21 protein-coding genes are annotated in these 23,950 nt (G+C 40.9%); 9 read left to right on the top strand and 12 right to left on the bottom strand.

What is annotated here, in order from left to right:
• Nucleotides 1–19: 19 nt before the first annotated feature.
• Both glmS and AC6H4V_RS03310 read right to left on the bottom strand, forming a co-directional pair.
• Nucleotides 20–1,834: a glutamine--fructose-6-phosphate transaminase (isomerizing) gene (gene glmS, locus AC6H4V_RS03305; RefSeq protein ID WP_497607460.1), complete on the bottom strand. Its 1,815-nt coding sequence runs from the start codon at nt 1,832–1,834 to the stop codon at nt 20–22.
• Between the two features lie 18 nt (nt 1,835–1,852).
• Nucleotides 1,853–4,366 (bottom strand): [protein-PII] uridylyltransferase family protein, encoded by a 2,514-nt coding sequence (locus AC6H4V_RS03310; RefSeq protein WP_497607461.1) that lies wholly within the window; start codon nt 4,364–4,366, stop codon nt 1,853–1,855.
• An 84-nt stretch (nt 4,367–4,450) separates the two neighbouring features.
• Here AC6H4V_RS03310 and AC6H4V_RS03315 point away from each other — a divergent pair, with 84 nt between their 5' ends.
• From AC6H4V_RS03315 to AC6H4V_RS03355, 9 genes are all read left to right on the top strand, one after another.
• The gene (locus tag AC6H4V_RS03315; protein WP_497607462.1) at nt 4,451–4,738 is read left to right on the top strand and encodes a putative quinol monooxygenase; all 288 of its coding nucleotides are present in this window, start codon (nt 4,451–4,453) and stop codon (nt 4,736–4,738) included.
• Between the two features lie 70 nt (nt 4,739–4,808).
• A complete protein-coding gene (locus AC6H4V_RS03320; RefSeq protein WP_497607463.1) occupies nt 4,809–5,057 on the top strand; it encodes a hypothetical protein in 249 nt (82 codons plus the stop codon).
• 2 nt (nt 5,058–5,059) lie between these two features.
• On the top strand, nt 5,060–5,461 hold the full coding sequence (locus tag AC6H4V_RS03325) for a PIN domain-containing protein (RefSeq protein WP_497607464.1): 402 nt from the start codon (nt 5,060–5,062) through the stop codon (nt 5,459–5,461).
• 9 nt (nt 5,462–5,470) lie between these two features.
• Nucleotides 5,471–7,033, top strand: coding sequence for an autoinducer-2 kinase (lsrK, locus tag AC6H4V_RS03330; RefSeq protein WP_497607465.1), 1,563 nt, complete (start codon nt 5,471–5,473; stop codon nt 7,031–7,033).
• Between the two features lie 73 nt (nt 7,034–7,106).
• Nucleotides 7,107–8,312 (top strand): methionine adenosyltransferase, encoded by a 1,206-nt coding sequence (gene metK, locus AC6H4V_RS03335; RefSeq protein WP_497607466.1) that lies wholly within the window; start codon nt 7,107–7,109, stop codon nt 8,310–8,312.
• Nucleotides 8,309–9,364 (top strand): aminofutalosine synthase MqnE, encoded by a 1,056-nt coding sequence (gene mqnE, locus AC6H4V_RS03340; RefSeq protein ID WP_497607467.1) that lies wholly within the window; start codon nt 8,309–8,311, stop codon nt 9,362–9,364. The genes metK and mqnE overlap by 4 nt, the downstream gene beginning before the upstream one ends.
• Nucleotides 9,365–9,375: 11 nt before the next feature.
• Complete coding sequence (locus AC6H4V_RS03345) at nt 9,376–11,505, top strand: STT3 domain-containing protein (RefSeq protein WP_497607468.1); 2,130 nt, start codon at nt 9,376–9,378, stop codon at nt 11,503–11,505.
• A gap of 17 nt (nt 11,506–11,522) precedes the next feature.
• Nucleotides 11,523–12,362, top strand: coding sequence for a UTP--glucose-1-phosphate uridylyltransferase GalU (galU, locus tag AC6H4V_RS03350; protein ID WP_428730377.1), 840 nt, complete (start codon nt 11,523–11,525; stop codon nt 12,360–12,362).
• 2 nt (nt 12,363–12,364) lie between these two features.
• Nucleotides 12,365–13,576 carry a glucose-6-phosphate isomerase gene (locus AC6H4V_RS03355; RefSeq protein ID WP_497607469.1) on the top strand — a complete coding sequence of 404 codons (1,212 nt, stop codon included), beginning with the start codon at nt 12,365–12,367 and terminating at the stop codon, nt 13,574–13,576.
• Nucleotides 13,577–13,698: 122 nt separating this feature from the next.
• Here the strand turns inward: AC6H4V_RS03355 and AC6H4V_RS03360 are convergent, their stop codons facing one another.
• From AC6H4V_RS03360 to fabZ, 10 genes are all read right to left on the bottom strand, one after another.
• Nucleotides 13,699–14,877, bottom strand: coding sequence for a glutathionylspermidine synthase family protein (locus AC6H4V_RS03360; protein ID WP_497607470.1), 1,179 nt, complete (start codon nt 14,875–14,877; stop codon nt 13,699–13,701).
• A 3-nt stretch (nt 14,878–14,880) separates the two neighbouring features.
• Complete coding sequence (locus tag AC6H4V_RS03365; protein WP_428730380.1) at nt 14,881–15,471, bottom strand: Cj0371 family chemotaxis-regulating polar lipoprotein; 591 nt, start codon at nt 15,469–15,471, stop codon at nt 14,881–14,883.
• Nucleotides 15,468–15,911 carry a hypothetical protein gene (locus tag AC6H4V_RS03370; RefSeq protein WP_428730898.1) on the bottom strand — a complete coding sequence of 148 codons (444 nt, stop codon included), beginning with the start codon at nt 15,909–15,911 and terminating at the stop codon, nt 15,468–15,470. The genes AC6H4V_RS03365 and AC6H4V_RS03370 overlap by 4 nt, the downstream gene beginning before the upstream one ends.
• Nucleotides 15,908–16,339, bottom strand: coding sequence for a Sua5/YciO/YrdC/YwlC family protein (locus tag AC6H4V_RS03375; RefSeq protein ID WP_428730382.1), 432 nt, complete (start codon nt 16,337–16,339; stop codon nt 15,908–15,910). The genes AC6H4V_RS03370 and AC6H4V_RS03375 overlap by 4 nt, the downstream gene beginning before the upstream one ends.
• Nucleotide 16,340: 1 nt before the next feature.
• A complete protein-coding gene (gene carB / locus AC6H4V_RS03380; RefSeq protein WP_497607471.1) occupies nt 16,341–19,598 on the bottom strand; it encodes a carbamoyl-phosphate synthase large subunit in 3,258 nt (1,085 codons plus the stop codon).
• 69 nt (nt 19,599–19,667) lie between these two features.
• Nucleotides 19,668–20,429 carry a rod shape-determining protein MreC gene (mreC, locus tag AC6H4V_RS03385; protein WP_428730900.1) on the bottom strand — a complete coding sequence of 254 codons (762 nt, stop codon included), beginning with the start codon at nt 20,427–20,429 and terminating at the stop codon, nt 19,668–19,670.
• Nucleotides 20,422–21,459, bottom strand: a complete 1,038-nt coding sequence (locus tag AC6H4V_RS03390) for a rod shape-determining protein (protein ID WP_497607472.1) — start codon at nt 21,457–21,459, stop codon at nt 20,422–20,424. Before AC6H4V_RS03390 ends, mreC begins: the two co-directional genes overlap by 8 nt.
• 9 nt (nt 21,460–21,468) lie before the next feature.
• On the bottom strand, nt 21,469–22,713 hold the full coding sequence (clpX, locus tag AC6H4V_RS03395) for an ATP-dependent Clp protease ATP-binding subunit ClpX (protein ID WP_497607473.1): 1,245 nt from the start codon (nt 22,711–22,713) through the stop codon (nt 21,469–21,471).
• Nucleotides 22,710–23,495: an acyl-ACP--UDP-N-acetylglucosamine O-acyltransferase gene (gene lpxA / locus AC6H4V_RS03400; protein WP_497607474.1), complete on the bottom strand. Its 786-nt coding sequence runs from the start codon at nt 23,493–23,495 to the stop codon at nt 22,710–22,712. The genes clpX and lpxA overlap by 4 nt, the downstream gene beginning before the upstream one ends.
• Entirely contained in the window at nt 23,495–23,941 is a 447-nt protein-coding gene (gene fabZ / locus AC6H4V_RS03405) for a 3-hydroxyacyl-ACP dehydratase FabZ (protein WP_428730901.1), read from the bottom strand. The genes lpxA and fabZ overlap by 1 nt, the downstream gene beginning before the upstream one ends.
• Nucleotides 23,942–23,950: the final 9 nt, after the last annotated feature.

The raw sequence follows: 23,950 nt of genomic DNA on the forward strand, positions 1-23,950 counted from the left end.
ATTTTAAACACTCTCAAAATCACTCGACAGTTACGCTTTTTGCTAAGTTTCGCGGCATATCTACATCATTACCTAATCTTATAGATATCTCTAGAGAGAGAAGCTGTAGTGCTACCATCATTTCAAAAAACTCAAGCATGTAGTGGTCGCACGGTGAAATCTCTATAAAGTCATCTGCTTTCTCAAATGGAAGTTGGCTGATAGCGCAGATGGTAGAGTCTCTCGCACTCAGCTCCTCAACATTGCTTTTTGCTTTTTCGTAGTGCAGATGTTTTGGAAGCAGTGCTATTGTGAATAGTTCAGGGTCAGCGAGTGCAATAGGACCGTGTTTCATCTCTCCGGCAGGGTATCCCTCTGCATGAAGGTAGGAGATCTCTTTGAGTTTTAGGGCGCCTTCTAGTGCAAGTGGGTAGAAAATATCTCTGCCGATAAAGAAAAAACCATGTCCGTGGAGGTATCTCTTAGAGAGTCTTTTGATGCGTTCATGCATCTCATCGCTTACTTTGACATGTGATGGTACTTCACGAAGTGTAGCGATATGAGAAGCAATCTGCTCTTTATTTAAAGAGTCTCTGAGTTTTGCAACATACAGAGCCAACATCCAAAAAACAGTGATTTGTGTTGCAAACGCTTTTGTGGAAGCAACCCCTTTTTCGATGCCAGCACGAGTAAGAATGGAAGCATCGGCAAGGCGCACCATAGAGGAGTTGTCCACGTTACAGATAACCAAAGTTTTCAGTCCCGCCGCTTTTGCCATCTTAAGTGTTTCAAGTGTATCGGCAGTTTCCCCGCTTTGTGAGATGGCAACAAAGAGCGTATCTTTGGTCATAATTGGCTCTCTGTAGCGAAATTCGCTTGCGACTTCGATGGAAGTTTTTATTTTTGCATAACGCTCAAAGAGATAAGATGCACTCATGGCGGAGTGATAAGAAGTGCCGCATGCGCAAAGTTTTATCTCGTTTATGCCATCAAAAAGCGATGTGTCAAGTTCATCAAAAATGATTTCACTCTCACTCACTCTTCCCATTAAAGTATCAGAGATTACGACACTTTGTTCATAAATCTCTTTTTCCATAAAAAAGCGATACCCCTCTTTTTGAGCAAGGAGTTTATTTTGAGAGAGAGTAACAAACTTTGCCTCTTTTTTTATGCCGTTTTTATTAAAAAGCGCAATCTCTTTTGGCGTTACATACCCATAATCGCCATCTTCAAGGTAAGAAACATGGGTACAGTGCCCAATCAGCGGAGTATCAGAGGATGCGAAATACTTCTCGCTTACATCGTTGACGCCTATGAGCAGCGGTGAGCCGTGTTTTGCAAAGAAGAGCGTCTCCTCTTCTGCTTTGGTTGCAAGCAAGATAGCGTATGCACCGTGAAGCTCTTTAATGGTTTTTGCAAACGCTTCAAAAGAGTTTTTTGCTGTTTTTTGGTTTTTTTCAAATTGGTGGACGATGACTTCTGTATCTGTCTGGCTTAAAAAAGTTACGCCATTTGTTTGAAGCTCTTTTTTAAGCTCTGCATAGTTTTCGATGATTCCGTTGTGGACTACGTAGGAGTTTTCGCCAAGATGCGGGTGTGCGTTGAGCTCTGTTGGCTTGCCGTGTGTCGCCCAGCGTGTATGCCCGATGCCAAGAGCAAAGCCCTCTGTTGTAAACTCTTTGGTTTTCTCCTCAAGGTTTACAAGTTTGCCTACTGCTTTGTAGCTTGCAAAACTCCCTTCTTGCAAAACCGCAATGCCTGCCGAGTCATAACCACGGTATTCCAGCTCTTTAAGTCCTGAGAGGAGAATCTCTTTTGTATTTTTCTGACCTATATATCCGACAATTCCGCACATCTGTTTTTTCCCTTAATTTCATACCGATTTTTTTGTAAGCAGTTCATAAATTTTTGCGACATTATTGCATAGTTCGTTTTGTTTTTCGATTAAGAAGCTGTCTCTTACTTTGTGTTTGGTGCTGTGAATTTTTGCCGTGACGATATTTATGCCTAGCTCTTCAAAACACTCCATTATGTATGCCAAAAGTCCCTTTTGATTTTGGGTGTTGACTGTTACTTCCGCAAGAGTAAGTGAGTGTTCACAATCCACACTAATCTCCTCTTTATGTATCGTGACATCTTTAAGCTTGATATGGCGGCTCATATCAAAAGCGTTATGGATGATAGTTTTGATATGTTCTGCTTCGTCTGCTTCTACATGCTCTATAAATTCGATTTTGAAGTATTTTACCCCGTCAAAGAGTGTAAAAATCTCCATAGAAGCAACATCAAGATGGCTAAGCATTGCAAGAAGGTAGCCGATGTTAAGCGGAATCTTTCTGTAAATCTCAATGCTAAGTGAAGTGTCGGTGTTGATGGAGAAGTTATAGTTTTGTGTCTCTTTGGCGATTTTTGCGATTCTGATGTTGTCAAGCGGCGTGTGCTTAAAAAAGAAGAGGTTTGACTCTACCCGCAAAAGTTTGCTTTGCAGCAGTTTTGGAAGTTCGGTAAATTCAGGGAGTTTCTGCAACTTTTTCTCTATGTTGATTCTTTTTGTCGCCTCGTTGATTCTTCCAAAATCTTCAGCGGCTTCAAGTGCGCTGACATAGAGTTCATGAAGAAGATTTGAGTTAAAAGAGTTAAAAACTCCATCGCCGACACCGTTGATATCGGCATAGGTGAGGATGTAGAGGAGTTTTAGGTTGGTTACATCTTCTATGGTTGACATAAACTTGTAGAGCGTTTTTTCGTTGTGGATATTCTCTTTAAAGGCGATATTACTCATGCTTACATGCTGTTTGATGAGTGTGATGCATCTTTGAATCTGCTCTTCTGTGAACTTCATCTTTTTGACAAAAGGAACGATAAGCTTTGCTCCGACCTCGCTGTGGTCTTGAACTCTTCCTTTGCCGGTGTCATGAAAGAGTGTAACTATTTTGAGCAGAAGTCTTTCATCCGCATCAAGCGCATCATAAAGTTTTTTGATAAAAGGCTCTTGGATATTCTCCAATGCCTCAATGCACTTGATGGAGTGGATATCCACTGGGTAGTGGTGGTAGCCGTCAAACTGCGGGAGATGAAGCACTTTTTTAAACGCACCAAAGAGCTGATGTAGTACGCCTGCATCATAAAAGAGCTTTAAAGAGCTGTACATATTTTGTTTTTTAAAGAGTTCTTTTAGAAGAGTATATGTCCTTGCCTGAAGCGGATGAGAGATTTTTGTGTAGGTAAATTGGCGCAAAAATCCTGCATCAAAATGGTGCGGTCTATCTTCAAGCGAAACTAAAACCTCCAGAAGCTTGCTTAGCGGTTGAATCTCAAGGTTGTAAGAGGCATAAACTCTCCCATCCAGTGTGTAAATACCTCTGCTTAAGCGGTTTTTTTTGAACTTTGCCACATGTGACATGTCAACAATGTATGGTCGCACCATCTTTTTGACAAAGATTTGCGTAAAGTTGCTGATGCGCCACTGCGCTTCAAGAACTTTTGTTACCATCTTTTGAGGATTTTTAAATCCAAGCATCTGGCTAACATCGGGGATGAGTTCCAAAAGAAGTCTATCTTCTTGCTTTTTTGTGATGATGTGCAGTGCGCTGCGTACACGAAAGAGAAGCTCTAGTGCTACTCTATACTCTCTGTACTCCTCTTCTGAGAAAAGTTTTCCGATTAAATCTTTGAGCGAGTTTACCCCGTAGATGGTTTGCGCTATCCAAAAAAGAAGGTTAGAATCACGAAGCCCGCCCGCACTCTCTTTGATGTTTGGTTGCATCACATTTGGATATTTTTTGCGTCGCACTTGCGCCTCTTCTATCTTGGCGAGGATAAACTCTTTTTGGCTAAAGAGGCGGATTTTGCCTAGCTCTTTGGTTGTGCTGTGCCATGTGAGTGTAGAACCCGTAACAAATCTCGCCTCCATAAGTGCCGTGCGGATAGTGATATCGTTTTGACTTGCCGCAAAAAGCTCTTTTGTCTCATGGACTCTGTGTCCAAGCTTTAGCCCAGCATCAAGCGCAAGATAGAAAAATTTTTCGATGATAAGTTTGGTGTGAAATCCCTCTACATCTTCATAAGCGATAAGTAAATCGATATCGCTATGCACACACAACTGTTCTCGCCCATAACTCCCAAGCGCAACGATGGCGATGGGAACAGAGCTGCGCATAGGCATATAGTTTCCAAAAAGGCGTCTTAAGACAGTTTTGTACATCAACGAGATGATAGAATCAAGCCCTTTGGTGTGACGAACTAAAAAATCTTTCCCCTGATTTTTTTCAAATAACTCCCCCAAAGAGCTTTTATACTCTTTGATATAGGCTTTGAAAAGTTTGGAGAGTTCAAAATCACTGCCGTTTTTTTCAATAATATCTTCTATCTGCAGAGTTAAATCCAAAGCACACTTCCTAATTTTTTTACTATTATATGCTAATTCGATATAATCCTTAGATTAAAAATTAACCACTTTGGAGAGGAAAATATGACAATAACAAAGAAAGTGACATTTATAGCAAAAAAAGATGGTGTCGATAAAATGAAAGAGCTGCTCAGTGCGATGGTAGCACCCTCAAAGGCTGAAGATGGATGTCTGTTTTATGAGATTTTTCAATGCAAAGAGAGAGCTGAAAAGTTTTTTGCAGTAGAAACATGGAGAGATGAAGCCGCACTTGACGGGCATAAAGCGTCTGCACACTATAAAATCTATAAGTCGAGTTATGAGCAGTATTGTGAAGATAAGTATAGTGATGAACTGGAAGTTTTGGGATAAACTAAATCGTAATGTTCTTTACAAAAATATTAAATAATTATATAATAATGTAAAGACAAAAGGGCGAAAAATGAAAAGAGCGGTTAATTTAAGATTAGAAGAAAGTATCATAATTACTCTCAATCAGTTGAGTGATGAACTACATACTACTAAAACAGATGTTATAGAAAAAGCTATAGAGTTTTTTTCTAAAGAGAATCGCATCAAACAAAATGGACTGTTGCAATTTGCGGGCAAATTGAAAAGTGCTGATGCGGATGCCATGCTGGAGCGTATTTCAAGTGATAAAAACAGCAAAGATTTTGAGTTAGATTTATAAAGATGAAAAAATATTTAATCGACAGCGATGTGCTGATATATTTTTTAAAAGGCAAACAAGAAGCAGTAGCGACACTCTCTGGGATACCTCCAAGCGAACTTTACATCTCCAGAATTAACTTTTCAGAGCTTCTTTACGGTGCATATAACTCAGCAAGAGTCGAAGAAAATTTAAAAATCATCGTACCTTTTTTAAAAAACTTTCAAGTGTTGGAGTTCGATGAAGAAGCTGCCACGCTATTTGCAAAAGAGAAATCAAGGCTTAAAAAAAACGGAAATATCATAGCCGATATGGATTTGATGATCGCAAGCATCGCCATTAGAAACGAGTGTACTTTAATAACCAATAATCTAAAACACTTTGAGAGAATACGGGATTTGAATGTTGTATCTCTTAGATATTAGGAAAAAAACATGAACTATTTAATGGCAATAGACGCAGGAACAGGAAGCGTTAGAGCGGTAATATTTGACACATTGGGTAATCAGATAAGTGTGGCTCAAAAAGAGTGGACACACCTTGAGGAAGAGGGCGTGCCAAACTCTATGAGTTTTGATTTTGAAAAAAACTGGCTTTTGGTGTGCGAGTGTATAAAGGAGTCGCTCAAAGCGGCAAACCTGAGCGGCGAAGATATAGCTGCTCTTAGCGCTACAAGTATGCGTGAGGGAATCGTTCTTTATGACAAAGACGGCAATGAGCTTTGGGCAGTTGCTAATGTGGATGCGAGGGCGGATAAAGAAGTTCGGTTTTTAAAAGAGAATTTTAAGGGCATTGAAGAGGAGTTTTACAAAGAGTCTGGGCAGACTTTTGCGCTTGGGGCAATTCCTAGAATTTTATGGCTAAAAAATAATAGAGCAGAACTTTATGAGAGAGTGGCGAAAATCTCTATGATTGGGGATTGGATTTTGGCTCGACTTTGCGGAGTTATTGCAACAGATCCGAGTAACGGCGGGACAACTGGGATATTCTCTTTGAAAAAGCGTGATTGGGTCAGCGAAATGGCTGCAAAAGTCGGGCTTAAGGATGATATCTTTGTGCAAGTTTTGGAAGTGGGAACTCTTATGGGGAGTGTTACGGACAAGGCTTCAAAAGAGAGCGGCTTGTCGATAAACACTAAAGTAGTTATGGGCGGCGGTGATGTTCAGCTCGGTTCAGCAGGGCTTGGAGTTGTTGAGGTCGGACAAGTTGCGATTCTCGGCGGTTCTTTTTGGCAGCAGGTGGCAAATATAGACAAAAATACGCCTCCGCCGCTTGATAGGAACATAAGAGTAAATCCGCATGTAATCCCAAACCTCTCTCAGGCGGAGGGGATTACATTTTTTAGCGGGCTTGTCATGCGATGGTTTAGGGATGCTTTTTGCGATATGGAGAAGCTTCAAGCAAAAGAGCAAGGTGTAGATGTTTATGCGCTTATGGAAGAAAAAGCCGCAAAAGTTCCTGCTGGTTCATACGGGATTTTGCCCATCTTCTCAGACAGCATGAAGTACTTTAAATGGTACCACGCAGCTCCTAGTTTTTTAAACCTTAGCATAAACCCAGAGATTTGCAACCGTGCTTCAATGTTTAGAAGTTTGCAAGAAAATGCGGCTATAGTTTCGAGCATAAATCTTGATAAAATAAGAGAGTTTACGGACATAAAAATAGAGACAATAGTTTTTGCGGGCGGTGCAAGCAAGGGTAAGCTTTGGTCGCAGATAGTTGCCGATGTGACAGGATGCAGAGTTAAAATCCCTCGTGTTAGAGAAGCAACAGCGTTAGGTGCTGCTATGGCGGCAGGCGTGGGCGTGGGTATATATAGAGATATAGCTAGTGCGGCAAAAGAGTTGGTGTTTTGGGATAAAACTTATGAACCAAATATGGAAAATAAAAAAATTTACGATGAGATAAAAATAAAGTTCCAAAGCGCATATGAAGCACAGTTGAAGTTAGTTGATGATAACATCACGGCTTCAATGTGGAGAGCACCTGGTCTTTAAAAACCAAAATCAAAATGCGCCCTCTAAACTAGTCTGTTTTTGCATTCAGGCTGATAATAACTCAAGGAAAAATATGTATTTGTTTACAAGTGAAGTAGTTAGTCCAGGGCATCCTGATAAATGTGCGGATATTATCGCAGACAGCATAGTCGATAGACTTATAATCGGAGACCCAAAATCAAGAGTTGCATCAGAGGTTTTTGTTGCAGGAAAACATATCGTAATCGGTGGAGAGGTGACCTCAAAAACCAGAGTTACGACGGAAGATTATAAAAAAATCGTTCATGATGCGCTTGTGGGCATTGGCTATGACGGAAATCCCTACTTTACAAAAGAGGAGTGTCTGCATCCAGAAGATGTAGAACTTCAAGTGCTTTTAAATGCGCAGTCTCCCGATATCAACCAAGGTGTTGACCAAGAAGACGGCGAGACGGGTGCGGGTGATCAGGGGATAATGTTTGGTTATGCAGACATTGAGACACAAAATTTTATGCCAAGTGCCATCACATATGCCAGAGTTTTGATGGAAAAAGTTTATAACTTTGCAAAGGAAAACCCATCTAAGCTAGGTGTTGACATAAAAACGCAAGTTACTATGGACTACGGCAAAAAAGAGAACTTTGAGAAGTGCCAACCGCAGAAAATCCATACTATCGTCGTATCTGCTCCATGTGTAAATACGATGGACATAGTTGCCGTTAGAAAGCTTATCGGTGAACTTATAGACGATGCAGGGCTTCCAAGCGAGCTTTACAACAAAAACGACTGTATCATCCACATCAACCCGACGGGAAAATATGTATCTCACTCTTCACTGCACGATTCGGGATTAACGGGGAGAAAACTTATAGTTGACAGTTTTGGCGGTTACGCACCTATCGGGGGCGGAGCGCAGAGTTCTAAGGACTACACAAAAGTGGACAGAAGCGGACTTTATGCGGCACGATACATCGCAAAACATATCGTTGCGGCGGGACTTGCCAAAAAAGCGTTGGTTCAGATATCTTATGCCATCGGAGTTGCAAGACCGACATCTGTTGCGGTGGACACTTACGGAACGGTAATTAATGGTTTGGATGATGACAAACTCTCAACTTTTGTACAGGAGAGTTTCCCACTGACTCCAAACTGGATAACACGCAAATTTAACCTTGACCACCCTTCCAAAGAGACATTCTTGTACGCAGATGTTGCGGCTCGTGGGCAGGTTGGACAGAGTGATTACCCTTGGGAAAAGCTGGATGAGTTAGAGAAATTTGAGGCTCTAAAACAGTTATGAGCCTTAGAAAGAAGATAGAAGCGGGAGAGAGAGTTAGTTTTGATGAGGCTCTCTCGCTTTACGATATGGATTTGTTTGAACTCGGCTCACTTGCATCTGGCATAAGAGAGAAGCTTCACGGCAAAAAAACATACTACAACATCAACCGCCACATCAATCCGACCAATGTTTGTGCGGATGTTTGCAAATTTTGCGCTTACTCTGCCACAAGAAAAAATCCCAACCAATACACCATGACCCATGAACAAATCATGGAAATCGTAAAAGATGCCTCCGCAAGAGATATAAAAGAGGTTCATATCGTTTCGGCTCACAACCCAAATACGGGGCTTGAGTGGTACTTGGAGATTTTTAAAAAGATAAAAACTGCATATCCGCATCTGCATGTAAAAGCTCTTACCGCCGCTGAGATAGACTTTTTGGCGAGACATTACGGCAAAAGTTACGATGAGATACTTGATTTGATGGTAGAGTACGGTGTGGACTCTATGCCCGGTGGCGGAGCTGAAATCTTTGATGAAGAGGTGCGAGACTATATTTGCAAGGGTAAAGTATCGTCGCAAGGCTGGCTTGAAATCCATCAAAAATGGCATGAGAGAGGCAAAAAAAGCAATGTAACTATGCTCTTTGGACATGTGGAGAGTCGTGCAAACCGAATTGATCATATGATGCGCATAAGAGAACTTCAAGACATTACTGGCGGATTTAACTGCTTTATCCCGCTTGTTTACCAAAAAGAGAATAACTACTTAAATATTAAAGACCCAATAACTGCAAACGAGATTTTAAAAACTATGGCTATAAGCCGCATCGTTTTAGATAATGTACCAAACTTAAAAGCATACTGGGTTACTTCAACTGTCGGGCTGGCACTTGTGGCTCAAGAGTTTGGTGCAAACGACTTAGACGGAACGATAGAAAAAGAGTCTATAAACTCCGCAGCAGGTGCAAAGAGTGCAAACGGGGTGAAGCTTGGAGATTTTACTGCTCTTATCAAAAACAGCGGTTTTATCCCTGTGGAGAGAGACAGTCTTTATAATGAACTAGAGTAGGGAGCATCTTTATGAATGCCATGACACAAGAGACAAAGAGAACACTGATTTACATCGCACTGGCGTTTGCATTTTCTATCGCCCTAAGAATGATTTGGTTCTACCAATTTAGCGGTTATGAGCCTTTTTACCACAATGCTCAGTTTATGATAAACACAAATGACGGTTACTACTTTGCAGAGGGGGCAAGAGATCTCTTAAGTGGCGTGCATCAAGAAAACGACCTCTCTGCACTTGAGAGTGCTGCTTCACAACTTACCGCATTTTTTGCTTTTATACTCCCTTTCTCTTTTGAGAGCATTATCCTTTTTATGCCGGTCGTGCTTAGTTCGCTTATCGTTATACCCATCATCCTTATCGCAAAAAACCTTGATAACTTGGAGATGGGCTTTATAGCTGCACTTTTGGCAAGTGTTACGCATAGCTACTACAACCGTACGATGATAGGCTACTATGATACAGATATGCTTAATATTGTATTGCCGATGTTTCTGCTCTGGTCAATTATCTGGGCGATTAGAACCAATGAGGATAAGTATCTTCTTATTACGGCACTAGATATTTTGGTGTATCGATGGTGGTACCCTCAGAGCTACTCGTTAGAGTTTGCTTTCTTTGGGCTCATTCTCTTTTATGCACTTGTTTGGGATAGAAAAAATCTCTATAACTATAAGCTTCTAGCCATCATGATGTTTGCGATGGTTGGGCTTGAGGGGTATATAAGAGCTCTTTTGGTTTTGGGTGCATTTTTTATTTTTACAAAAGAGAAGTTTGATAGATACATATACTACATCTTAGGTGTATCGATAGTTCTCTTTTTTATCTCTGGTGGATTCAACCCTATTTGGAGTCAGCTCAAAGGGTATGTTTTTAAAGATGCAGTTACGGCGGCAGATACAGGCCTAAAACTCCACTTCTATTCTGTTATGCAGACAGTGCGAGAAGCTGGGCATATCCCTTTTGAAACTTTTGCAAATCGTATCAGCGGGCATGTCGTGACCTTTGTTCTCTCTGTTGGAGGATTTATCTATCTGGCATATAAGCACCGAGTGATGCTCTTTGCCCTTCCGCTCATAGGACTTGGTTTTTTAGCCTATGTCGGGGGGCTTCGTTTTACCATCTATGCCGTTCCTGTTTTAGCGTTTGGGGTTGCATTTCTCATCGTACAGAGTGCTCAGTTTATGCCAACACCGAGGCTTAAGTTTTTAGCACCACTGCTTCTTACGCTTCTGGCGTTGGTTCCAAATATTACCCATATCCAAAACTATAAAGTCCCGACTGTTTTTCAAGCCGATGAAGTAAAGGTTTTAGAGAAGCTTCATGCGGAGGCAAAAAGAGAGGATTATGTTGTTGCATGGTGGGATTATGGGTACCCGATTCGCTACTACAGCGATGTTAAGACGCTTATAGACGGTGGTAAACATAGTGGAGACGTCAATTTTCCAGTAAGTTTTATGCTTACAAATCCTCAAGATGTCGCTGCAAAAATGGCAAGACTCGATGTGGAATATACCGAGAAAACTTTTGCATTTGTAAAAGAGAACAAAGAGCGCATTAAAGATAAAAATTTAACTATCTTCTCCAACATAGAGCAGATGACAAAAGAGTATGGCTTTAACGATACAAACGATTTTTTGCTCTCGCTTCAAACAGAGGTAGAACTTCCTAAAAAAACAAGAGATATCTATTTCTATCTTCCTATGAGGATGACGGACATATATCCGACTGTAGAGATGTTTTCCAACATTGACCTCATAAGCGGTGAGATGAAAAAACGCTCTTTTTTCTATGTGACAAAGTCTTTTAAGCAAGAGGGAAATAACATCAACCTTGATCAAGGAGTCGTCTTTGATTTGCAAAATACAATCGTGTCGATTGGAAATCAGAAAGTACCTGTGAAGAGATTTGTTCAAACGGCGTACGATAAAAACAACAAGCTGACAAAAAGCATACAGATGGCAAATCCTGCGGGTGATGTAAATGTCGTTTATATGTCCAACTACAACACTTTTTTAGTTCTTGATGAAAAAGCTTACAATTCACTCTATATTCAGTTAGCAGTTTTAGAAGAGTATGATAAAATGCTATTTGAAGAGGTTCTTTTAACTCCTCAAGCAAAAGTATATAAGTTAAAAATTTAAAATAAAGAGGCTAAAGAATGCCAATAGATAAAACAAAAATCAGAAAATGCCTTTTCCCAGCAGCGGGCTACGGGACGAGATTTCTTCCAGCTACAAAAGCAATACCAAAAGAGATGCTTCCGATTTTAACAAAACCGCTTTTACAGTACGGCGTAGAAGAGGCTAGAGAAGCAGGCATAAGCACTATGGCGATAGTTACAGGTCGTGGAAAACGTGCGATTGAAGACCACTTTGACCGCTCTTATGAGCTTGAGCATCAGATAGATGGTACTTCTAAAGAGATACTCATGAAAGAGATACGTGACATTGTTAAAAATTGTACTATCAGCTACACAAGACAAGTAGAGATGAAAGGTTTGGGTCATGCTATTTTGACAGGACAAACGCTTATAGGGGATGAACCCTTTGCAGTTGTTTTGGCAGATGACTTGTGTGATAACAACGGCGAATCTGTTTTAACGCAAATGGTAAAACTTTTTGATACATATCAGTGCTCTATCGTGGCTGTTGAAGAAGTTCCTCTTGAAGATACAAATAAGTACGGCGTGGTAGCGGGTGAATTTATCGCAGATGATGTGATGCGTGTCACGCATATGGTTGAAAAGCCAGAATCTAAAGATGCACCTTCAAATCTTGCTATCATAGGACGTTACATTTTAACGCCAGATATTTTTGACATCATTAGAGAGACAAAGCCAGGAAAAGGCGGAGAGATTCAGATAACAGATGCTCTTTTAGAACAAGCAAAACAAGGCAAAGTCATCGCTTACAAGTTTAAGGGCAAGAGATTTGACTGTGGAAGCGTTGACGGTTTTGTCCAAGCGACAAACTTTTTTTATAACAAAAACAAAGAGTAGTCATGCACTATCAACATAACTTTATTCCGACAATTTCAGATGAAGATGTTTTCAATCACATAGCCGCGCAGAGGGATTCCATAGGTTACTACAACCTTGTCCATCAAGATACTTCTGCTTTTAAAGAGTATGCTTCAAAAGTTACGCAAAGCAACATCGTTGTTATTGGGATAGGTGGCAGTACGCTTGGTACATATGCTATTTATAAGTTTTTAAAGCACTCTAAAAATTTAAGTAAAAAGCTCTTTTTTCTTGAAACAACAGATCCCATAGATATAAAATCTAAACTCAAAAGAGTAGATGATTTACAAGATACGCTCTTTATCATCATCTCCAAATCTGGAACGACGATAGAGACGGTTTCGATTTTTAAATACATAAACTCTTTAGTAAAGTGTGACGAATGCAACACGGTGGTAGTAACAGAGGGTGATTCAAAACTAAACCAATATGCTGTTGCCAACGGACTTAGAAATTTTGAGATACCCAAAAATGTCGGCGGACGATTCTCTGTTTTTAGTGCTGTGGGACTCCTTCCTTTGGCAATTGTCGGTATAGATATTGATGAGCTTTTAGATGGTGCGAAAAAGGTTTATAACTCCTTTTTTGAACAAAAAGATGCCTATGAGAGGGTGCTTAAAAAAGCTCGTTTTTTTGTAGAGTGCAAAGATAGTTTCAATATCAATGTTGTTTTTTCCTACTCATCAAGACTTGAAGGGTTTAACAAGTGGTATATTCAGCTTTGGGGCGAGAGTTTAGGCAAGGTAGATCGCAACACTACAAGACAGGGACTTACGCCTATCGGCATCATCGGACCCATAGATCAGCACTCCTTTTTACAGCTTATAGTTGAAGGCAGACGTGATAAGACTGTTACTGTTATCAAAGTAGAGGATTTTGCGAGTAATTTAAAAATCCCAAAAATCGCTCTTCAAGGGCTTGAAGAGTTGGATTATATAGATGAGATAGAGTTTTCGGCACTTATCAACAAACAAGCAGACGCTACGATAGAATCTATACAAAATCTAGGCGATATTCCATGTGATGTAATGACGATAGACAGTGTAAATGAGCGAAGTATTGCATCGCTTATGTATGAGTATGAGCTTTTAACATCCGTATGTGCGGAGTTTATGTATATCAACGCTTACGACCAACCAGGGGTAGAAGCAGGCAAAATCATCCTCAAGCAAAAGCTTAAAGAGGGCAGATAGAGAGAAAAATCAAAAACTAGATTCCAAATCAAGTTTGGAATGACGGACTGTTCGTTGCCCTGAAGACAGACTGCTCGTCACCCTGAGCTTGATTCAGGGTCTAGTTCAATAATCATTTACGGTTATACCAAAACATGCCCTACAAATTTACTCATATTGTTCAAAATCTCTCCGCCTTTTCTAAAACCAAGACCGCACGCTTCATACGCAAAGAAAACTCCAGCTTGATATTTTGCTCCCTCTTTGTCTTTTGGAAGTTCGGCGTACTCTTGATATACTCTTTTGTGGTTGCCATAAACTCCCTCTTGCTCTTCTAAAAGCGCTCCATCGCTTCCAAAAATAGCAACATTTGCCCCCTCTCTGCCAAAAACAGTTTTTGCAACGTGTTTTTGCCCTTTGAGCGGCTCAAATGATGTCTTAAGCAGGTAAGGCGAATCAGGGAAAAGGTCATACAAAATCTTGAGCATCCCTTTTGATTGGAAGAGAAGAGTGTATGCAGGGTTTAAGATAATTGCATTTTGATTTTGCATGATGTTTGTAAGAGTTGTTGCAAGTTCTGGCTCATCTGTTGCTATATCTTCCCATGGATAGAGTTTAAACCAGTATTCATAGGCATTGTCGTCTCTATCGTAGATACCCTCTTCATCAAAGCGCACATCGCCTAGATACTCAAAAGCAGTGTTAAACCCCGCATCAGTCGCCATTTGACGCAAAAGTTTTGTTGTCGCCTCCTCTTCGTCATTGCCATGGATGCTTGAGAAGAGTATCTTCCACCCATCGTATCGCTCATCAAAAAGTTCTGTATCCTCAAAGAGTGTGATAAGACGTTTAAAGTTCTCTTTTATAGCTTCATATACGTTGTTGAACTGTTCATTTTCATCCATATTGTTGGCTTTTAGCAGCGCCCATTGAAGCAGGGCAGTCTCAAAAAGAGAGGTGGGTGTATCTGCGTTGAACTCCAAGAGTTTTATGGGTTTGCCATCAATCCCGCCCGCAAAATCAAATCTTCCATAGATATGCCAGTGAACGTCATTTTCCCAGCTTTTTTTGATGGTATCAACAAGATTAAAAGGGATGCCGAGTTCAAAAAAGAGGTTGTTTTCTATGACATATCCAGCGGCTTTGGCGTACATGTCGTAAATCTCATTTGCTGCTTCATAGTAGGCTTCTGCCTCCTTGTGCGTCACTTGAACCAATGAATCGCTTATATATCTGCTACTGTCGCTATCTGTATGCCAAGTAAATCCAAGCTCTTCAAGTTGTTCATTTTTGAGAGGTTTTATATGTTGTAGTTGAACCATTTGTTAACCTCCGTATGTTGAAGTGCTGGATGACGATGGAGAAGAAGTTGCGCTTGAACCGCCAAAATAGCTTTTTTTGGTTGATGACGCTGCGCTTGAAGTTCCTGAAGCAGAACGGTTATATGCGCTTTGGTTGACTGTTGAAGCTCTTTGAGAAAAGTTTTTGTTGTTCATCAGAGCATTACCTATCATATTGCCTAAAAGAGAGCCTGCGGCGACGGCTAAAATAGTCCCCGCAAGTCCCATTCCGGCACTTCCCTCAGAAGAACTCAGTGTTTCAGAGGTACCGTCTTGTACTTTTTTGTACTCTTGTTCTGCAAGTGCCTTCATCTCGGCTTCACTCATAATACGCTCAGTTTTATTGCCGTTTGCGTCAATTTCACGAATGATTGCTCTGCTTGGACCCTCTGTTGGGAGCTCTTCTACTACAACATATTTTCCATCAGAGAGCTGTTCAATAACTAAAAATTTATTTTGTTGCTGTTTTTGTTCTTGTTGCTGTTGGCTTGATTCGCATCCGCTAAGAATACTCATCATTGCTATGCCGGCACTTCCCAGTGCCACCCCGCTTGCAATAGAGTAGATATATTTCATTGCACTAAATCCTTTTTATTTAAAGTAATTATTTTTTTGAGATTGTAACTATAAAAGGTAATTTTCTCTCTTCCATCATAGATGATATCGCCGACATAGCTGAATTTTGCACTCTTAAGAGTTGTGTTTTTTGTCATAAACATCGCTTCTCCTGCCATATAGCCGATATCTTTAAAAAGTGTCAATAAAGAGAGCAGAGCAAGTAGTAGCAAAGGAATAAGAGAGATTTTTGTGTTTTTAACATAAACGGCGATGTACCCCAAAAGTAGAGAGAGCGAAAAGTAGATATACCAGTTTTGGTTGTCAGCAAAGAGGATGTTGTAGTAAACCCCAACTTCATAGTGCTCTGTATAGTGAAGAAAAATCCCCAAAAAGAGAAAAAAATCTAAAACAAATGTAATGAGCATCCCTGTTAGAAGTGCTTGAATCGCTTTACTCATCGCAATCTTCTCCATTTTTTAGCATTTATCTTGATAAGTCTTGATGAGACACTCTCTCTTAACCCATTGATATCTTCGATAATTATATCAGCTTTTGCTTCACAAAATGCTCTCTCAAACCGCTCGCCGCTTCTGTTGGCGGAAGTGGAGTAAAACCATGGAATCGCTCTTAATAACTCTGAATGTAAAGGCGGCTTGGCAACTCGAAATGAAAAATCACCTAAGATAAAAGTAGTTTTTGTAGAGCGTCGAACCAGTTTTTTTCTCTTTTTAGGAACTCTTTTGCCGTCATCCTTAAAACTTTTGAAATCTTTATAAACTTTGATAAAAGGTTTGGATGAGGGGCGAGATTTTATCTCGTAGAGTTTTTGTGCATCTTGAGACAAGAAACCGACAGTAGTGTCGGTTTGAGCAAGAATTACACTCATTTTATGCTAGAAAATCTTGAAGCGCTTTTGAGTTTGACCAAGAATCGTTTTTCATCGCATCAAGGGCAAGGATAAGCGCTCTTGCGGCACTTAGTGTGGTGAAATAAGGGATATTTCTCTTTAAAACTTCTTGTCTGATAACTACAGCATCTTTTTTTGAAGTGTTGTTGTCGGATGTGTTAATCGCCATATTTATAATATCATTTTTCATACTATCTTCGATATTTGGACGACCCTCGGAAATCTTTAAAACCACCTCACACGGTATGCCCGCCTCTTCTATAACGGCTTGCGTACCTTTTGTCGCAACGAGTTTAAAGCCGTGTCTATGAAGTCCGCTTGCTATTTCAGGAGCATGTTTTTTGTCTGTGTCAACAAAAGAGAGGAAACATGTACCCTCTGTTACGATTCTGTTTCCAGCGGCTATTTGTGCTTTTGCAAAACTGATGCCAAAATTTGAGCTGATACCCATAACTTCGCCAGTTGATTTCATCTCAGGTCCTAGAACCAAATCTGCACCATAGAGTTTATGGAATGGGAAAACAGCCTCTTTAATAGAGATATGACCTTTAAGGCGTGGTTTTAAAAGTCCGTTTTGCTCTTCGACAATGTTATATTTGTCATAGTAAGCAAGTGCGTCTCTTAGAGTCTCTCCGACCATCACACGAGTTGCAACTTTTGCTAAAGGCATACCTGTAGCCTTACTGACAAATGGAACGGTTCGGCTTGCTCTTGGGTTTACTTCGATGAGATAAATCTCATTTTCATAAATCGCATACTGTACATTCATAAGACCATGAACGCCAAGACCTAGAGCGATTGTTTTTGTCTGCTGCTCCACTTTGTCAATCATCTCTTTTGAGAGATTTACAGGAGGCAAAGAACATGCGCTATCACCTGAGTGGATTCCAGCCTCTTCGATATGCTGCATAACAGAACCGATGTAAACATCTTTACCGTCACAAATCGCATCAACATCAAGCTCTATCGCCTGATCCAAAAATTTGTCAACAAGAACTGGCGCATCGTTGCTGACTAATACCGCCAAATCCATATAATGACGAAGTTCATCTTGTGAGTAAACGATTCTCATGCCTCGTCCGCCGAGAACAAAAGATGGGCGCACTAAAACAGGAAAACCTAATCTCTGTGCTATGTCATGTGCCTCTTCTTTGGTTCTTGCCAATCCGTTTGCAGGCTGCTTCAACCCATGGCTGTTTACGAAGTTTGAAAACTGCTCTCTATCTTCTGCTAAGTCAATAACACGTGAAGGAGTTCCTGCAATTTTTGCTCCTATGTTGGTTAGGGCATTTGCAAGTTTAAGAGGCGTTTGTCCGCCAAAATGTACGATGATACCGTCTGGATTTTCATTTTCTATAACTTCTCTAACATGCTCAAAGTCAATAGGCTCAAAGTAGAGAACGTCTGATGTGTCGTAGTCTGTTGAAACTGTTTCAGGGTTACAGTTGTACATGATAGTCTCAATGCCCATCTCTTTAAGCGCAAATGCAGCATGAACACAGCAGTAGTCAAACTCGATACCCTGACCGATACGGTTTGGTCCTCCACCTAAAATAAGAACTTTTTTCTTGTCACTTACTCTGTTTTTGACATTTGGAAGTTTTGTAATGTTTGTCGTGGAGTAGAGGTAAGGCGTGAGTGCTTCAAACTCTGCTGCACATGTGTCCACTTCGTTATACTCCAAGTTTACGCCAAGTGCTTTTTTTGCTTTGTAAACATCCTCTTCAACTACTTTTTTGCCTGAATTTTTAGTGATAAGCTGTGCAATTCTCTTGTCTGAGAAACCATCAACCTTCACGCTTCTCATAAACTCTGCATCGCTTAAGATACTTTCGTTGATAGTGCCTTCACTCTTTATAATCTCTTCTATCTGGTATAAAAACCATGGGTCGATGTTACATGTATCAAACATCTCTTCTACGCTCATACCGCGTCTAAAACCCTCTGCAACATAAAGCGCTCTGTCTGCATTTGGACGGCGAATCTCGTGTTTGATAAAATCAAAATCAGCATCAAGAGGGTCAAATCCGCACAATCCTGTCTCAAGTGAGCAGAGTGCTTTTTGGATAGACTCTTTAAATGTGCGCCCGATAGCCATAACTTCACCGACACTTTTCATGCTTGTGCTGAGTGTGTTTTGTGCTTCAGGGAATTTTTCAAATGTAAAACGAGGGATTTTTGTCACAACGTAGTCGATTACCGGCTCAAAAGATGCAGGAGTTCCTGTAATGTCGTTTGTGATTTCATCAAGCGTAAAACCGACAGCCAAAAGAGTTGCAACTTTTGCGATAGGATAACCGGTTGCTTTAGAAGCCAAAGCCGATGAGCGAGAAACACGAGGGTTCATCTCGATAACTATCATACGCCCAGTTTTTGGGTCGATAGAGAACTGAACGTTACTTCCGCCAGTGTCAACGCCTATCTCTCTTAGGATATCAAAAGAAGCGTTACGCATTCTTTGGTACTCTTTGTCTGTAAGCGTAAGAGCCGGAGCAACTGTTATGGAGTCACCAGTATGAACGCCCATCGGGTCAAAGTTTTCGATGGAACAGACGATGATGCAGTTGTCCGCTTTGTCACGGATAACTTCCATCTCGTACTCTTTCCAGCCAAGCAAAGACTCTTCGATAAGGATTTCGGTAACCGGAGATTCGTCAAGACCGCGTTTTGCAAGCTCTTTAAACTCATCCATGTTGTACGCAACACCGCTTCCGCCTCCCGCAAGAGTAAATGATGCACGGATGATAATCGGAAAACCGATAGTCTCAGCCGCTCTAAGGGCATCGTCCATATTGTAGGCATACATAGAAAAAGGTAAATCCATACCGATTTTAATCATCGCTTCTTTAAACGCTGAACGGTCTTCTCCTTTATGGATTGCCGCAGGAGATGCACCTAAAAACTCTACTCCCTCTAGCATCCCTTTTTCATACATCTTTGTAGCGACGTTGAGTGCTGTTTGCCCACCCATAGTCGGAAGTACGGCATCTACTTTTTCATCTTTGATGATTTTAGCGATGATATCTTCTCGGATTGGTTCAATGTATGTTCTGTCTGCAAATTCAGGATCTGTCATGATGGTAGCAGGGTTTGAGTTGATAAGAACTACGCGGTAACCTAACTCTTTGAGAGTTTTAACGGCTTGCGTACCGGAGTAGTCAAATTCACAAGCTTGACCGATGATAATCGGACCTGAACCAATAAGTAAGATAGTGTGAATGTCGGTGCGTTTTGGCATTTTTTACCTTTAATAGTTGTACATAAAAATTTGGTTATTATAGGTAAAAAGCACTTAAGGTTTGATGAGTTAGCGTACTTTTTTTATGATATGGAAGTAGTTTGGATTGGTTGCTTTATAAAAAGGCTCAATTACAGCAGTTTGATACCCTTGCGATTTTGTAACAGAGATGACTTTTCCGACATTTAAACCCTCAAAAAATATCTCATCAAGTCCGGAAGTTACAACTCTGTCTCCCTCTTGAATAAAAAACCATGCAGGGATAAATTTTACAATGAGATGGTTGGAGTTGTTTCCATGTACGATGCCCGGAGCTTTGTTTTCGCCTATATAAACAGCATATGAACTTTTAACATCACTGTTGAGGAGTGCCAAAGGTCTTTGGTTGTGAGAAATGACGATACCTGCGACAAAGTTGTTATAAACAAGTCCGTAGATACGTGAAGTATTGTAATCCTCCATTTCAAGCCATACTCTGTTGTAATCGCCAAAAGCCTGATAAGAGATGGTTCTTACAAGCTCAACTTCAGGAAGTGCTTGAAGCTTTGAGCGGTTCTCTAAAAAAAGATTGTTGAGTTCAGAAGAGAGGTGTGATATAACAAGATGATTGTTTTCATAAAGTTTGAGCTTCTCTTCAAGCTCAGCGATATGTGTTGCTTGAAAAAAGTGTCTCTCAACTTGCTGTGCTAAGAATGCAACAGAGGTGTGGTAGTGAGACCTTATGCCATTGAGCAGGGATAAAAAAGGGGTCTGGATAGTGTTTGTGTAGTAGAGTGCACCCACTATGAGTGCAATCATAATAAAAAAAAAGCTAAAAAGCCCCTTATTCATTTTCAAAAAGTTCTTGGAGTAAATCTATCTCTTCTAGTGCGCGTCCCGTACCACGTGCAACGGCAAGAAGCGGCTCGTCTGCGACATAAACAGGAATTTTAATAATATCTGCAAGATATTTGTCAAGCTGGCGGATAAGCGCTCCACCACCCGTGAGGATAATGCCATGGTTGACAATGTCTCCTGCAAGGTCTGGCGGCATCTGCTCTAGTACATCACGAAGCGCTTCTGCAATCTCTTTAAGAGGCTCTTTCATCGCCTCTCTTGCATCTTCTGAGGTTAACTCAACGGAACTCAAGAGTCCCTCAACTTGGTCACGCCCTGTGATAACCATACGCAACTCTTCTTCAAGTGTCACTGCTGTACCGATTGCGATTTTTATCTCTTCAGCAATTCTCTCGCCGATAAGAAGGTTGTACTTTCGTCTGACATAGTTGACGATACCTTGGTCTATTTTGTCGCCTGCTGTTCGGATGGATTTTGAGAGAACAAGACCGCCTAAAGAGACAACCCCAATTTCTGTCGTACCGCCTCCTATGTCAACGACTAAATTTCCTTGTGGCTCACGGATATCAATCCCCGCTCCAATCGCCGCCGCCATAGGTTCTTCAATCAAAAATACCTCTCTTGCACCTGCACTAAGTGCAGATTCACGAACCGCTTTTCTCTCAACTTGTGTTAAACCATACGGAACACATATGATGATTCTAGGGCTGATAAGAGAGCTTCTACCGTGTGCTTTTTCGATGAATTTTCTTATCATCTTCTCCGTCATGTCAAAGTCCGCTATGACACCATCACGCATCGGACGGATTGCTTTTATGTTTCCGGGGGTTTTGCCAACCATCTCTTTTGCTTCATGCCCGACTGCTAAAACTCGCTGTTGTCCGAATTTGCCTGTTTTTACTGCGACGACCGATGGCTCGTTGATGATAATGCCGCGTCCTTTTGCTATGACGATAGTGTTTGCTGTTCCTAAATCTATGGATAAATCATTGGAAAAAAGACCGATTAATTTGTTAAATATCATTATCTTACCTTATGCACTCTGCTTGGAGTGTTTTTTAATATATACAGGAGCTTCTCCACCGTCAATAACTGCTTTTGTAACTAAAACTTCATATCCGCTGTACTCTGGAAGTTCGTACATGATATCAATCATATTTTCTTCCAAAATTGCGCGAAGTCCGCGAGCACCCGTTTTTCTTTTGATAGATTTTGCTGCTATAGCTCTGAGTGCATCATCTTCAAAATTAAGCTCAACATTGTCGATAGAGAAGAGTTTTTTGTACTGTTTAATGATGGAGTTTTTAGGCTCTGTTAGGATGCGCACCATGTCATCTTCTGTGATTTCATTGAGTGAAGCGATGATAGGAAGACGTCCTACGAGTTCAGGGATAAGACCGAAATTTACCAAATCATCGGGTTCAACCGCATCATAGCTCATTTTTTGCTCTTTTTTGCTCTTTTTTTCTTGACCAAAACCTAAAACATTTTCACCCTGTTTTTTCTTGAGTATCTCATCAAGCCCATCAAATGCGCCGCCGCAGATAAAAAGAATGCCTGTTGTGTCAATAGCTATAAACTCTTGGTTTGGGTGTTTGCGTCCACCTTTTGGCGGGATGTTGACAACAGCACCCTCGATAATCTTTAAAAGTGCCTGCTGCACACCTTCACCTGATACATCACGGGTAATGGAGCGGTTTTCGCTCATGCGGGAAATCTTGTCTATCTCATCGATAAAGACGATGCCTCTTTGCGCTTTTTGTACATCGCCATCGGCTGCTTGAAGCAGTTTGGTTAAGATATTTTCTACATCCTCGCCTACATATCCTGCTTCAGTAAGACTTGTCGCATCGGCGATAGCGATAGGAACATTAAGCACTCGGGCAATGGTTTGTGCCATAAGCGTTTTGCCGCTTCCTGTTGGTCCAATAAGCAAGACGTTTGATTTTGCTATCTCTGTATCATCATTTTTAACATCGTGTGTCTTAAAAATTCTTTTATAGTGGTTATAGACTGCAACGCTAAGGAGTTTTCTTGCACGCTCCTGCCCTATGATATAGTCTGCTAAAAAAATATTGAGCTCTTTTGGTGTCATCAGCTCACCGTTTGCTCCATCAAAATCACTCTCTTTTGAGGATGTGTGGAGTTTGTCATCACCAAACATTATCTTGTACGCTGAGATGACACAGTTTTTACATATATAAACGCCATTGCCTGCTATAAGAGGGTTTGTGTCACTCTCATGCGCATTACAAAAGCTGCATGTTCTAAAAATCATAAATGTTTCCTTTCGTATGGAATACCACGTTTTGTTTTAAGAACAAAGTTGCAAAGTGAGAGCACATGGTAGTTTGTTGTTGTATCAAGAAGTTCATTTGCTACATCTTTGAGAGGTTTTCCTGTTTCAAAAAGCTCTTTATAGGCATGTTTTATCTCGTCTATCTCTTCACGCTCTATGTTTCTTCTAAGACCTGTGAGATTGAGTCCTCTCAGCGTTGCACGGTTACCCTCAGCCATACAAAACGGCGGGACATCTTGCGCAAGTGCAGAAGCACCCGCTACCATCGCATATTCGCCGATGTGTACAAACTGATGGATAGGGGTCATACCGCCGATAACAGCGTAGTCTCCCATCTCCACATGTCCTGCAAGTGTCGCCGCATTTGCAAGGATGCAGTGGTTTCCGATGATAACGTCATGACCGATATGGACATATCCCATAAAAAGATTGTGTGAACCGATGATGGTTTTGCCGCCGCCGCCTTTTGTTCCAGGATTGAAGAGAGTAAACTCTCTGATTTTGTTGTTGTCACCTATGATAAGCTCTACATCTTCGCCCGCAAATTTCAAATCTTGGGGAGGCGAACCGATGACTGCATGCGAAAAGATATGGTTGTTTTTACCGATAGTTGTTTTGCCGTAGATACAGCTGCTTTGTTCTATCTTTGTGCCATCGCCGATGGTCGCATCTTTGGAGATAAAGCAGTAAGCTCCTATCTCGACATCATCGCCTAAAATCGCGCCATCTTCTATGATAGCTAGTGGGGAAATTTTGCTCATTATTTGTCCACTATCATAGCTTTTAGTTCAGCTTCTGAGACTAAAACATCATCAACGTATGCCTTGCCATCAAGTACCCAAATCTGACCTTTGTTCTTAAGTACGCTGATGCGGTACTCAAGTCTATCACCTGGTTTGACAGGAGCGCGGAATTTTGCTCTGTCGATGCTCATAAAATAGACAACTTTTTGCGCGGCTTCTTCCTCTGTCATATCGCCCATGCTCTTAAATGCCAAGATACCGCCTGCTTGCGCCATACCTTCGAGTATCATAACGCCTGGGTAGATTGGGTGACCTGGAAAATGTCCTTGAAACACGTTGTCGCCGATAGTAACATTTTTAAATCCAACAAGAGATTCTTTCTCTTTTATCTCAGTAACTCTGTCTAAAAGTAAAAAAGGGTAACGGTGGGGGATAATTTTTTGAATTTCAGTAACGTCCATAATCATAGAAAA

Source organism: Sulfurimonas lacustris (assembly GCF_059705355.1).